At 69.2% G+C, this 12,851-nt stretch carries 8 protein-coding genes; 1 reads left to right on the forward strand and 7 read right to left on the reverse strand.

Annotated elements, in window-relative coordinates; all coding sequences use genetic code 11:
- Window positions 1-2: 2 nt before the first annotated feature.
- The 6 genes from G5C66_RS20755 to G5C66_RS20780 all read right to left on the reverse strand — a co-directional run bounded on the left by G5C66_RS20755 (window position 3) and on the right by G5C66_RS20780 (window position 6,444).
- Complete coding sequence (locus G5C66_RS20755; protein WP_165112826.1) at window positions 3-1,145, reverse strand: S8/S53 family peptidase; 1,143 nt, start codon at window positions 1,143-1,145, stop codon at window positions 3-5.
- Window positions 1,127-2,533, reverse strand: a complete 1,407-nt coding sequence (locus G5C66_RS20760; protein ID WP_165112827.1) for a type VII secretion protein EccB — start codon at window positions 2,531-2,533, stop codon at window positions 1,127-1,129. The genes G5C66_RS20755 and G5C66_RS20760 overlap by 19 nt, the downstream gene beginning before the upstream one ends.
- Window positions 2,533-3,903 carry a type VII secretion integral membrane protein EccD gene (gene eccD, locus G5C66_RS20765; protein ID WP_165112828.1) on the reverse strand — a complete coding sequence of 457 codons (1,371 nt, stop codon included), beginning with the start codon at window positions 3,901-3,903 and terminating at the stop codon, window positions 2,533-2,535. The genes G5C66_RS20760 and eccD overlap by 1 nt, the downstream gene beginning before the upstream one ends.
- 360 nt (window positions 3,904-4,263) lie before the next feature.
- Window positions 4,264-4,557, reverse strand: a complete 294-nt coding sequence (locus tag G5C66_RS20770; protein WP_165112829.1) for a WXG100 family type VII secretion target — start codon at window positions 4,555-4,557, stop codon at window positions 4,264-4,266.
- A gap of 29 nt (window positions 4,558-4,586) precedes the next feature.
- Window positions 4,587-4,916: a WXG100 family type VII secretion target gene (locus G5C66_RS20775; protein ID WP_165112830.1), complete on the reverse strand. Its 330-nt coding sequence runs from the start codon at window positions 4,914-4,916 to the stop codon at window positions 4,587-4,589.
- 154 nt (window positions 4,917-5,070) lie between these two features.
- The gene (locus G5C66_RS20780; protein WP_165112831.1) at window positions 5,071-6,444 is read right to left on the reverse strand and encodes a ubiquitin family protein; all 1,374 of its coding nucleotides are present in this window, start codon (window positions 6,442-6,444) and stop codon (window positions 5,071-5,073) included.
- Window positions 6,445-6,617: 173 nt separating this feature from the next.
- Here G5C66_RS20780 and eccCa point away from each other — a divergent pair, with 173 nt between their 5' ends.
- Window positions 6,618-10,658: a type VII secretion protein EccCa gene (gene eccCa / locus G5C66_RS20785; RefSeq protein WP_165112832.1), complete on the forward strand. Its 4,041-nt coding sequence runs from the start codon at window positions 6,618-6,620 to the stop codon at window positions 10,656-10,658.
- A gap of 76 nt (window positions 10,659-10,734) precedes the next feature.
- Here the strand turns inward: eccCa and G5C66_RS20790 are convergent.
- Window positions 10,735-12,851 (reverse strand): protein kinase domain-containing protein (locus tag G5C66_RS20790; RefSeq protein ID WP_165112833.1); only part of this gene is annotated, 2,117 nt, incomplete at its 5' end.

The raw sequence follows: 12,851 nt of genomic DNA on the forward strand, positions 1-12,851 counted from the left end.
GGCTACATCGAGCCCTTGCGCCGCGAGAACAGCGGACGCAGGACCAGCCCGAGACCGAGCGCACCGCCGCCGCCTATGCCCCACCAGACCGCGTTGTCGCGGACGGCGTCGAGCGGGTCGACCTTCTCCCGGGCCATCGGGGCCTGCTCGACCTCCGGCGGCTCGGCAGCCTCTTTCACAGGTGGCCGCGTAAGCGCGTCGTACGCGTTCACCACACCGGCACCCCAGAACCGGCCGCCCTGTCCCTCTCGGCCCGATGTGGTGCTGTAGAGACGGTCGATGACCTGGTCGGCGCTCCAGCCCCGGTTGGTCGACCAGATCAGGGCGAGCACCGCGGTGACCTCGGCGGAGGCGAAGGAGGTCGAGATCGAGTCGACCCAGCACGGCTGGCCGAAGAGCGTCTTCGACGGGGCGCCGTACGTCGGAGCGGCGACGTCGGTGTTGGAGTTGGGCAGCACCGCGGACTCCGGGTCGGAGGCCCAGGTGCCGGAAGCGCTGACCGTCACCACGGACTCGTTGGCGTTCGGGAACACCTTGGGTGCCATGTCCCGGTCCGTGCCGCTGGCGATGCCCGACCAGTCGGCGGCCATCACCACGATGGCACCCTTCTTGATGAGGGTGTCGACGGCCGTGTCCAGGCCCGGCGCGCCCTCCATCGCGGGCAGCCCGATGTCGACGATCAGGCCCTTCGCGTTGCCCTTGGCCAATGAGTTGAGCTCGGCCACCATCCGCTTGGCGTCGACCGTCGACTTCTCCTGACCGACCTTGAGGACCGGGTGGTCGCTGAGCGTCGCCTTGGGCGCGATCTGGGAGATCAGCCCGGCCGCGACGGTGCCGTGATAGTCCTGCGCGCTGCGGCTGTAACCGGAGTCGACCACCGCGATGCGGATCCCCTGACCCTGCTTGCTCACCTGCTGCGCCTCCGCGATCCGCATGATCGCGAACGGAGCCACCGTCTCCGGCACGGGCGCCGTCTGGGCCTCCGCCTTCTGCGGTGTGCCGCCGGTGTTCTTCTCGTACGCCGCACAGAGAGGCCGCTCCTCCGCTGCGTACGCAGGACTCGGGCTGCTCAGCAGGGTGATCCCGCCGACGACGGCAGCGAGCGCGATACCACTACGCAGCAGCGTCACTCGGTCGCCACGCACTGGCTCTCCTGAACCTTTTCGGTGCTGGGCGGGCAGAGCGCGAGCTCGGTCGAGAGCGCAGCCCCGCCAGGAAGCAGTCGCAGCCAGGTGCCGGGCACGATCGGGCCGGAGTCGGTCGTCAGGCCGAGCCGCGCGACCGTGACCTTCCCGTCGAGGGTGTTGGCGGTGCCGCGGGCGTCGATCAGGTAGGGCGTCGCGCTCTCCTTCTGGAGCTCCTCGCCGTTGGCGGCGTAGACGAAGGCACCCTTGCCGGGGTCGACCCGGGCGGCCGTCAAGTCACTTGCGGCAGGAGGCTCCGACGCCGGCCATGCTTCATCGCCCGGCTCCATGCCGAGGCGTACTGTCGTCTTGTCCTCGGTCTCGAGCTTGGCGCAGACACTGCCGGTGCCGGGCTCGAGGGTCGACGTCGGCCACGCCGTCTCCAGATCCTTGCCATTGATGTTCGGCTGAGAACTCAAGGACTGCTGGTTGGCCTTGCTGCCGAAGGCGACGTCGTAGATCTCACTGGCGAAGCCGTCCAGGCGAATCCAGCCCGACTCGGTCATCAGGTAGTTCTTGGCCTGGTAGTTGGCCTTGGTGCCGATCGGGTACTCCTCGCCCTCGACCGTGCCACCGACCTTGGTGAAGGCGCTCCCGAACGAGTCACCCGAGAGCGGTGCACCCGCCGGGAAGAGGTTGACCCAGGCTTGAGGAACCGTGGGCGTCGACACCGGCCCGTTGAAGGTCCGGTCAGCGTACGTCTCCGAGTCGCCCTCGATCTTGTAGCTGTAGGCCTGCGTGTAGCCCTCAGGGCTCCGATATTCAGCGATGAGGTAGTTGCCTTCTTCGGTCTGCACCATGAACCCGGTGTCGGCGGCCGACTTCACGTCCGGCTTCTCCGAGATGTTCAGGTAGGTGCCCGCACCGTTGGCCGTGCACGCCGTCCAGCCGGTGTTGATGAAGTCGGACTTCAGCGGCAACTCTTCGGGAACCTTGGGGCCGGAGAGGCCGATCGTCTGCTTCGGGAACTCCTTGTCGATCTCCTCCTGGTCGATGACCTTGGACTTCTTCTCCAGGTCGAGACCGAGGATGAGCTGGGCGCTGGCCAGGTTGACGACCGGGTACAGGCCCCTCTCGTTCTCGGGGCCGGTGACGACGTACCGCGCCCCGCCCTTGGTCACGATCAGGCCGGGCTGGTCTGCCCAGCCCGTCGCGGGCCGGGGAGCGAGGAAGTGGGCGACGGCGCCGCCCGCGATGAGCAGCACCGCGAGCACGACGCCACCGAAGACCGAGCGGCCCGGCCGAGCCGGCTCCACCTCACGCCCACCCGGGGCGCCGGAGAGGAACGCGGAGACGAGGCGACGGCGGCTGAAGGCGTGCGCCTCTACGAGGTCCTTCTTGCTGGCCATCAGAAACCAGCCACCGCGGCGCCGAAGAGGCCTGAGGCGAGCACCATCAGCGGCAGCATCGCGAGCAGGCAGACCGTCTCGGCGACATCGGCCAGCCGGCCACGCCGGATCGACCCGACGTCGGGGACGAGCGTCAGCACAAGGAGTACGCCACCCGCGGCCGCCAGCACGACGGCGGTCGTCGGCCGCCACGACTCGTGGTAGACCAGCAGCGCGGCACCGATCGCGAGCAGACCGGCGATGCCGGAGACCAGCCCGACGAGAACCTCGGAACCCGTCCGGTACTGCCGGGTGCGCAGCATCAGCACGACACACGCGGCCAGCGCCAGCAGCGTGCCGAAGAGCCCGAGGCGCACCACGAACGGCGCGGTCAGCACGACCAGGACGCCGACGGAGAGCGAGATCGCGACCAGGATCTCGTGCGCGACCTTGGCGTCGACCCGGACCTGGTCCTGGCGGATCTCCTCCGGGTCGAGGTTGATGTCCTCGTCGGAGTAGAGCTGCGGGACGTCGGTCTTGGTCGTGCTCAGCGCGAGCCACGGGAAGAAGCTGCCCGCCAGCACCACGACGACCAGCACGATCCCGAGCACCACACCGGCCTTCCAGCCGGTCGCGCTCAGCAGCAGACCGGCCACGAGGAAGACCCCGCCCACCAGGGCGCCCGGCATCGCCAGCATCCGGGCCTCGCCCAGGCCGAGGAAACCGATCGCGGAGACCAGCATCGCGCCCGCACCGGCGAAGGCCAGCGGCATCCCGACGCCACCGTCGAGACCGAGGGCGGCCGCGCCGATCAGGAAGCCGGCGACCGCGCCGTAGACCTCACCGATCCAGACCGCGGCGATCGCGGCGTCGTTCTCCTCCTCGAGCCGGGAGAGCACGATCGCGCCTCCGGCGAGGACGACGCCGATCACGGCGGCGGCGACGCCCGCGAGCATCGACGGCGCCTGGGTCCACAGCGCACCGGCCCCGAGGAGCAGGAGCAGCGCGGCAGCCAGCAGCGACGTACGCCGTCCTGCTTCGGGCTTCCAGGGAGCCATCTCGCTCTCGACGACGTCGGTCATCGCCTCGACCACGTCGTCGTAGACCCGCGGCGGCTTGTCGTCGATACCGGCGCTCACGGTGAGCACGCCACCGTCCTCGACGCCCTGCGGGATCAGGCCCAGATCGCCAGCGAGCTTGCGCCCGTCGGCGAGCACGACGCGGTAGCCGGCGTACGCCGTCTGTGGGTCGAGCAGCCCGACGCTTCGCGCGAGCTCGGGGACGAGCTCGGCCACCGGCACAGAGCCCGGCAGCACCAGATCCATCCGACGGGTGCCGGAGGCGACAGTGACCCGGACCAGCCCCGTGGGCGCCACCTGCGCCTGCGTCATTTCACGAACTCCTCGCGTCGTGCCTGTGCCCGAGACGAACCGACCGAATGTCCCGGGAGTTGCGCCGAAATATCTGCCCGTGACTCAGCCGACGAGCGTCAGCGCTGACTTTGCCATAAAACAGCGGCCCCGTGTACGACAGAACGCCGTCGCGAGCGGCGCGAGACGCGTGCGATGGCAAAGGCCACTTCGTTCAGACCTCGCTTCGAACGCGGTCTGGTTGACCGTGGAGGAGCGGCAACGCCGCCAGCGTGCGTGTATCGCGCCGCGCAGCAGGCGTGCTGTCGTACGCGGGGCCGGCACGACGAAGGGACCGGTGCCCCGCACCGGTCCCTTCGTGTTGTCTGTGTGCTGAAGAACTCAGCCGCCGAAGCCGCCCGCGCCGCGCATGTCAGCGTCGTGCATCCGCGCCTGCGACTCGTTGACGAACCTGCTGCTGCGGTCGAGCGCGGCACCCAGCTCACGGATGGTCCCGTTCCACTTGGCCTGCGCCTGGTTGTAGGCGTTGGCCGCCTCACCGGTGAAGTTCTCCTGAAGGTTCAGGATGTACCGCTCGAGCTCGTCGAGGGCGCCGTCCATCTCCCTCACACCCTTGAGCAGCACGTCCACGATCGAGCCCATGGCTCCGTGGTTAACGACAATCTCTTCGCCCATGACAGTTTCCTTTCAGTCCGTTGCGTTCGTCAGAACGAGTACTTGGTGCCCTCGACCTGGCTGCTGATGGCGCTGGTCTGCCCGGCGACCTCCTGGTCGGCGTCGGACCCCAGCTGGCGAGCCTTGGTGAGCCCCGCGGTGAGCTGGTCGAGCGCCGTGGTGATCTCGCGGGCCTTCTCGTTGTAGGTGTTCATCAGCTGCTGGAACGCGTTGCCGCCAGCGCCCTTCCACCCAGAGGCCCCTGCGGACTGAGCCTCGGAGACCGTGCGGGAGTTGATGTTCTCCAGCTTGGCCTTCGTCTCCTCGATGAACTTGACGGCGGACTCGATCGCCTGCCCTTGCTTGATCTCACTGCTCATGGTGCTGTCCTTCCACCGGCGGAACCGGTTCCTAGGTTGATACCTGTTGGAGCCCGGCTCCCGATGGGCTCCCCCGAGGTCCGGACACAGTGTTCTTACCCCGTCTCCGGAGTTCTAAACACGAATCTCTGAACTTTTTTCGCAGCCTTGCTGCCTAGCCATTGAAACCCGATTCCCACAGGTGTCGGAAGAACCCTGAGGAAACCACGAACGAAGCGATGACGGCGGCACCGCACAGCGACTCCGACCAGTCGGCCCGAGACGCCCACTTCGCCGAGCGCCAGCCCCGGCCGGTCGCGATCGCCGCGATGATCACGGCGAACCCGATCAGCACGACGCCCAGACCGAACCAGGAGACCAGCTCCGGGTCAGCCCAGCCTACGAACGCACGGACGCCGACCGCCAGCGCAATAACCCCGGCGACCCGCAGTACGCCGCGAGGCAGCCAGTAGCGGTAGCTGCGCGCCGCGAGCAGGATCACGAAGGCACCGGCCAGCACGATCATCCAGGCACCGACCCGGTCCACGTCGGCGGTCGCGGTGGCGACCAGCGCCGGCGCACTCGCCGCGACCACACCGAGCACCGCCCAGGATGCGGCCGCCAGCGTACGGGCGCCGCGCTCGGCCACCTCGGTGACCTCGTCGAACGGGACGGTCGCCTTCCCTGTGGTGGTCTTGGCCCGCGCGGACCAGGCGGTCACCGAGAGCTTGGAGACGTCGAGAAGATAGGAGTCGGGGACGTCGACGGCGTACGACGGGACGATCCGCGCCGCGAGGGCGGCAGCGGCGAAGAGGATCGACCACGGCACCTGCGGCGCTGTGCCGAACAGGGCGCAGAGCGCGGTGACCACGAAGACCGTGACACCGGTCAGGGTCCAGACCTTGAGAGCGGCGTCGACGGTGTCGACCAGCGAGCGCGAGACGGTCGCGACGACCGCCCCGCACAGCCCCGCCACGCCGACCGCCAGCGGCAGCGTCTCCGGATCAGGCGTGACGGTGATGACGAACGCGGCGCCCGCGGCGAACGCCGGGGCCACGATCGCCCGGCGGGCTGCGTACGGTCCGGCGGGGAGGATCCCGATCAACGCGCCGACGCCGAGCAGGCCGGCGATCGCGAGGCGCTGCCAGCCGTCGGCCTGGGCACCGAACCCTGCGGCTCCGACCGCCAGCAGGGTGGCCAGGCCGACCCAGTAGAACGAGAAGCTGCCCGCGCGGATCGGCTCGGCCGTCTCGACGACCTCGCGTCGTGCATAGGCCTGCGTGGGCGGGGAGTCCGCGGCGAGCAGGGCACCCGAGGTGATGCCGCGGGAGGCGAGCGAGGCGTCCAGCGGGATCGCCTCACCCCGCCGGTCGCGGAGCACCGGGGCTGCGGGCAGGCCTACGGCCGTGGCGTACTCCCGTGACAGGTCCGAGACGCGCGCGTCGGAAGGAACCACGATGTCGACCACTCCGGCGGTGCCGTGGACCGTGATCGCCAGGCCGCCTGCTGCGAGCGCCGGCTCAACGGCATCGGCCGTCTGAGTGGGCATGACACCTCCCGGATGCGTGATGACCCTGTGACAGAGTTCCACATCGGAAGCTCTTCCGCCCGTTTTACCCGACCGGCACGGTTAAGGGTAGTAGCCGGGGTGGGGGCGCTCTAAGATCCTGACCACCTGCGGCATCCGGGTCCGCGGGCACTGAACCAGTCTCAGGGGGACACGTGACCATCGCTGCGACAGCCGGCGGCACCCGCACCGAGGAGCCGGAGGTCCCCGAGGGGGAGCTGGCGCTGAATCCTCCGCCGGCTATCGAAGAGGGCGAGGGTGTCGGCGGCGTTCTGATGAACGCCATCCCGATGCTCGGCAGTCTCGGTTCGATCGTCCTGGTCGCCACGATGCAGCCGGCGGGCGGCACCGGTGGTGGTGCTCCGATCCAGAAGTACCTCGCAGCGGGCATGTTCCTCTTCGCGACCCTGGGCTTCATCTTCGTGCAGATCGACCGCCAGCGGAAGCAGAAGCAGAAGCAGGTCGGCGGGCAGCGCACCGACTACCTCCGCTACCTGGCCGGCGTCCGGCAGTCCGCCCGCAAGGCCGGTGAGCAGCAGCGCAAGGCGCTGACCTGGCACTACCCCGCCCCGTCGTCGTTGCCCGCGATCGCCGAGGAGCGCAGCCGGCTGTGGGAGCGCTCGAACACCCACAAGCGCTATCTCGACGTCCGCTACGGCGTCGCCCACCAGCCCCTCGCGCTGACCCTCGTGCCGCCGCAGCAGACCCCGATCGACCAGGTCGACCCGGCCTCGGCGAGCGCGCTGCACCGGCTGCTCACGGTCCACCGGGTCCAGCCCGACCTGCCCGCGGCGACTAACCTGCGCGGGTTCGACAAGATGGAGATCTGCGGCAACGAGGACCAGGCCCGGGCCCTCGCCCGCGCCCTGATCTGCGGGATGACGGCCTTCCATTCGCCGGAGCAGCTGATCGTCGCCGTCCTCACCTCCGAGCGCAACCTGGCCGAGTGGGACTGGGTCAAGTGGCTCCCCCACGCGCAGAGCGGCCGTGAGGTCGACGCCGTCGGCCCGCGCCGGATGGTGGTCACCAACATCAACGACCTCGGTGCCCTCCTGCCGACCGAGGTCGGCGAGCGCGCCCGCTGGGGCACCGACGACCGGATCCCGTCACCCCAGGTCGTGGTCATCGTCGACGGCGGCTCGGTCCCGCACGGCAACCACGTGCTCCCGGACGACGGCATCCAGGGCGTCACCGTCATCGACCTGCCGACCCACTGGGACGAGCTCTTCGACTCCAGCCGGGTGCGGTTCCTCATCGACGACGAGGAGCCCGACGAGAACAACACCGTCGGCGGCTACCAGGTGCGCGTACGCATGGACCCGGTCCGGCTCCGCGTCGACCAGATGAGCATGGCGGACGCCGAGGCATACGCCCGCCGCCTGACCGCTCTCTACACCGTCGCTCCGGAGGGCTCCGACGCGGCCGCCGAGACCCCGCAGGACACCGAGATCGCGGCTCCGAAGGACTACATGGCGCTGCTCGGTCTGGGCGACGTACGCTCCTTCGACCCCGAGGTCGCCTGGCGTCCCCGCGCCAACCGCGACCGCCTGCGGGTGCCGGTCGGTGTCGGTGAAGCCGGCCAGCAGATCTACATGGACATCAAGGAGTCGGCCCAGCAGGGTATGGGTCCGCACGGCCTCGTCATCGGTGCGACCGGTTCCGGTAAGTCCGAGTTCCTCCGCACCCTCGTCCTCGGTCTGGTGCTCACCCACCCACCGGAGGTGCTCAACCTGGTGCTGGTCGACTTCAAGGGTGGTGCGACGTTCGCCGGGATGGCGGGCATGCCGCACGTCTCCGCGGTGATCACCAACCTCGAGGGCGAGCTCACCCTGGTCGACCGTATGCAGGACGCCCTCTCCGGTGAGATGACCCGCCGCCAGGAACTGCTGCGCGAGGCCGGCAACTTCTCCTCGTTGAAGGACTACGAGAAGGCCCGTACGCAGGACCCGTCGATGGCTCCGCTGCCGTCGCTGTTCATCGTGGTCGACGAGTTCTCCGAGATGCTCTCGGCCAAGCCCGAGTTCATCGACCTGTTCGTGGCGATCGGTCGTCTGGGCCGATCGCTCGGCATCCACCTGCTGCTCGCCTCCCAGCGCCTCGAGGAGGGCCGCCTGCGCGGCCTCGACTCCCACCTCTCCTACCGCGTCGGCCTGCGTACGTTCTCCGCGCAGGAGTCGCGGACCGTGCTCGGTGTCCCGGACGCCTACGAGCTCCCGGCGGTCCCGGGTCTCGGTTATCTCAAGCCAGACCCGACCACGTTGCAGCGGTTCCGGGCGGCGTACGTCTCCGGGCCGCCGGCAGCGGGATCGCGGATCCGCCGCGACGAGGGCGGCAAGCTGCAGGGCATCTTCCCGTTCTCGATCGCCGAGGTGAAGCAGCTGGCGATGCCGGTCGAGGAGGAGGAAGAGCGCCCGGCGGCCCCGGTCGTGGGTGCGGACGGCGTGGAGAAGTCGATGCTCGACATCGCGGTCGAGCGGATGACCGGCCACGGCACGCCGGCCCACCAGGTCTGGCTGCCGCCGCTCGACATCCCCGACACGCTCGACTCGCTGATGCCCGACCTGACCACCTCGCCGGAGCTCGGACTGCACTCGCCGGCTTGGAAGCGGCTCGGCGGTCTGGTCGTGCCGCTCGGCATCGTCGACAAGCCCCGCGAGCAGCTGCGGGACACGCTCACCGTCGACCTGCGCGGGGCCGCCGGCCACGTCGCGGTCATCGGCGCGCCGCGCACCGGTAAGTCGACCACGCTGCGCACCATCGTCACCTCGATGTCGCTGACCATGACGCCGCAAGAGGTCCAGTTCTTCGTGCTCGACTTCGGTGGCGGCACGTTCGCCCCGCTGGCCAAGCTCCCGCACGTCTCCGGTGTCGGCACGCGTTCCGAACCGGACGTCGTGCGCCGCGTCCTGGCCGAGGTCTCCGGCATCATCGACCGCCGCGAGGCCTACTTCCGGGCGCAGGGCATCGACTCGATCGAGACCTACCGCACCCGCCGTGCCCGCGGTCAGGCCGACGACGGCTGGGGCGATGTCTTCCTCGTCATCGACGGCTGGGGCACGCTCCGCGCCGACTTCGACGACCTCGAGTACGCCATCCAGGAGATCGCCCCGCGCGGCCTGACCTTCGGCGTACACATCGTGGCTGCCGCCGGCCGCTGGGCCGAGTTCCGCTCCTCGATGCGCGACGTCTTCGGCACCAAGCTGGAGCTCCGCCTGGGCGACCCGATGGACTCCGAGCTCGACCGCAAGCTGGCCGCGCTGGTGCCGACCGGGCGTCCGGGTCGAGGCATCGTCAAGGAGAAGCTCCACTTCCTCAGCGCCCTGCCTCGGATGGACGGAGACGGCTCCGCGGCGACACTCGGCGACGGCGTCGACGACCTGATCTCCCGCGTCTCCGCCGCCTGGCAGGGGCCTGCCGGGCCGAAGCTGCGGCTGCTGCCGGAGAAGATCACGATCGAGCGTGTGCGGGAGCAGGCCGGGGTCACCGAGGAGAACCCGGGGAAGCGGCTGCTTCTGGGCGTCAACGAGAAGGAGCTGGCTCCGGTCGGCCTCAACCCCGACACCGAGCCCCACCTGCTGGTCTTCGGCGACGGGCAATCCGGCAAGTCCACCCTCCTTCGCAACATCGCCCGCGAGATCATGCGGACGCATTCACCGAAGGAGGCCCAGATCGCAGTGGTCGACTACCGGCGCTCGATGCTGGGCGAGATCCCGGACGACTACCTGGTCAGCTACCTCACCTCGGCGACCCAGGCGACTCCGGCGCTGAGCGATCTGGCGGACTACCTGTCGAAGCGGATCCCGGGGCCGGACGTCACGCCCGAGCAGCTTCGCAACCGGTCCTGGTGGACGGGCGCGGACCTGTTCCTGCTGGTCGACGACTACGACCTGGTCGCCACCCAGCAGGGATCGCCGGTCGCACCCCTGCAGCCGCTGATGGCTCAGGCACGCGACGTCGGCCTGCACGTCATCATCGCCCGCCGGTCCGGCGGAGCATCGCGATCGCTCTACGAGTCGGTCATCCAGTCGATGCGCGACCTGGCGATGCCGGGCCTGCTGCTCTCCGGCAACCCGGACGAGGGCCCGCTCGTCGGCAACCTCAAGCCGGTCCCGACGCGCCCAGGTCGCGGGCGTCTGGTCACCCGCGACCGCGGTGTCGAGGTCGTCCAGCTGGCCTGGAGCGAGTCCTCCTTGTAACGCCTCGTCACGATCGCAGGAACGGCCCGCGACCTGGATCAGGTCGCGGGCCGTTCTCTTTCTGCAAACAGGTGATCTAGTAGGAACCGGTGCCGTTGTTGTTGGATGCCTTGCGCAACGGCGGGTGCGGCTCGAACTTGTCGGCGCCGGGCATCTCCCAGGTCTCGACGGTGAACTTGTCCTTGCCGGAGATCAGGACCAACGCCTTGTTGACGTATCCGTACTCCCCGTCGGGGGAGCGCAAGGGGTTGACCAGGTCGTCCCTGCCGTCCCCGTTGACGTCGGTCGCCGCGGGAATCCGCGATCCGCTGACGGTGTCGTCGTTCAGCACTGGATCGTCGAGGTCCCATGTCGGTTCATGGACGAACTTCGTCGCCTCGGGGTCATAGGAGTAGACGCGTAGGACCCACTTCTGGTCTTCAACCTCATGGGTGATCAGCTCGTCCTTCCCATCACCGGTGACATCAGCGATCACCGTCGACCCGGCGACCCGATCTCCATCCGGTCCGGGCACGTCGAGGACCGTTTTGGTGAACTTCGATTCCTGTCCCATCAGCAGGACAGCCGCCGCCGGCGAAGCCTCCTTGGCACCCATGACGATGTCGGCCCGCTTGTCGCCATCGAAGTCACCGACCTCGAAGTTGACGTCGAACGTGGTGCCGTTCCAGGGGCCGGTGTACCAGTCCGTGCTCTTTCCCCAAGTGTTGTCTGACTGGCTCGCCATGACCGTGATGTGGATCTTGAGATCCTTGAGCTTGCCGAGCTCGGCATCGTCTGCCGGCAGCTTGGTCCCGTTGCCGACGGAGATCATGCCGATGTCGTCGCGCCCGTCACCATCGAAGTCGGCGCAGAACATGGCCAGTCGTTTGCCCGAGGCAGGCACCTGGATGGAGCCATCCGGCATGTCCTTCGCGTTGGACTCGACACTGAATGTCGAGCCGACACCCGACACATGGACCACGTCGACGCGACCGTCGGCGTCCAGGTCACCGAGCAGGTTGCCGAACCGGAGGCCCTTTTCGGTGCCCGTCTCGAACCCCTTGCCCGTCGAGGCGAACAGAGTCGCGGCGTTGGTGTCCCAGTTGTAGTTGATGTCGCCGAACGGCGCACCGAGGACCAGGTCACCCAACCGGTCTCCGGTGATGTCGCCACGTACGGCCGGCTTTGGTTTCGCCGGGGTGTTCTCCGTGGTCGTGAGGGTGATCCCGAGCGCGGCACCACCGGCGACCAGGACCGCCGCGGCCGCTCCGGCAGCGACCCACCACTTGGTCTTGGCGCGCTTGAGGGTGACCGTCGCGCCGGAGGCGAACCCCATCTGGCGCCCCGACATCGCCGCGAACCGGTCCCGGACGCGAACCGCGTCGCCGGACCGCTCAGCCGGGTCCTTCATGAGCAGGCCGCCCTGGCCGGAGAGCAGGTCGTTGGCCTGCAGCGTGAAGTCGTCGCGTCCGGGGAGCGTCGGGATCGGCTGAGAGCTGTGGGCCATCGCGGTCTCGACGTCGTTCGCCCCGGTGAAGGGCACCTCGCCGGTGACCAGCTCGTAGAACAGGCAGCCCAGCGAGTAGAGATCGCTCGCCGGGCTGGCCGGCGCACCGATCGCGCGCTCGGGCGCCAGGTAGTCCCAGGCGCCGGAGTGGATGCCGGGCCGGGCGGTCGCGGAGTCGTCGTCGCGCGCGGCCGCGAAGTCCGAGAGGTAGGCGTACGGCGGGTTGTTGCCGTCACGCAGCAGGATGTTCGACGGCTTCACGTCGCCGTGCACGACCCCGACCTCGGGCGAGTGGATCGCTGCCAGACCATCGGCGATCTGAGCACAGATGTCGGCGGCCATCGGCCCCGGCAGGCGGCCGCGGGCTTTCAGCAGGGAGCGGAGGTCACCACCGTCCGCGAACTGCGAGACCAGGTACGGGGCGCCGTCGCTGGTCCGGCCGCTGGTGTAGACGCCCATGATGTGGGGAGAGTCGAGCTTGGCCATCAGGGTGGCCTGCTTGTCGAACCTCGACACGAACTCCGGGTCCCGGGCGCTCCGCCCGAGGAGCACCTTGATGGCGACGGCGCGGTTGAGCCGGGTGTCGGTCGCCTTGTAGACCACCGCGCTGTCGTTGGACGCAACCTGCTGCTCGAGCCGGTAGGGCCCGATCATCCCGGGGGTGTCCTGGGCCGTGGGCGGCGGGGGTGGCGCGGGCTGTCCCGGCG

Origin of the sequence: Nocardioides turkmenicus, assembly GCF_011045035.1 — a bacterium.
Taxonomy (GTDB): domain Bacteria; phylum Actinomycetota; class Actinomycetes; order Propionibacteriales; family Nocardioidaceae; genus Nocardioides; species Nocardioides turkmenicus.

What these genes read in the sequence shown, in the direction of transcription:
- G5C66_RS20775 (WP_165112830.1), bottom strand. Translation starts at nt 4,916, where the DNA reads ATGAGCAGTGAGATCAAGCAAGGGCAGGCGATCGAGTCCGCCGTCAAG.
- G5C66_RS20760 (WP_165112827.1), bottom strand. Translation starts at nt 2,533, where the DNA reads ATGGCCAGCAAGAAGGACCTCGTAGAGGCGCACGCCTTCAGCCGCCGT.
- G5C66_RS20770 (WP_165112829.1), bottom strand. Translation starts at nt 4,557, where the DNA reads ATGGGCGAAGAGATTGTCGTTAACCACGGAGCCATGGGCTCGATCGTG.
- G5C66_RS20780 (WP_165112831.1), bottom strand. Translation starts at nt 6,444, where the DNA reads ATGCCCACTCAGACGGCCGATGCCGTTGAGCCGGCGCTCGCAGCAGGC.
- eccD (WP_165112828.1), bottom strand. Translation starts at nt 3,903, where the DNA reads ATGACGCAGGCGCAGGTGGCGCCCACGGGGCTGGTCCGGGTCACTGTC.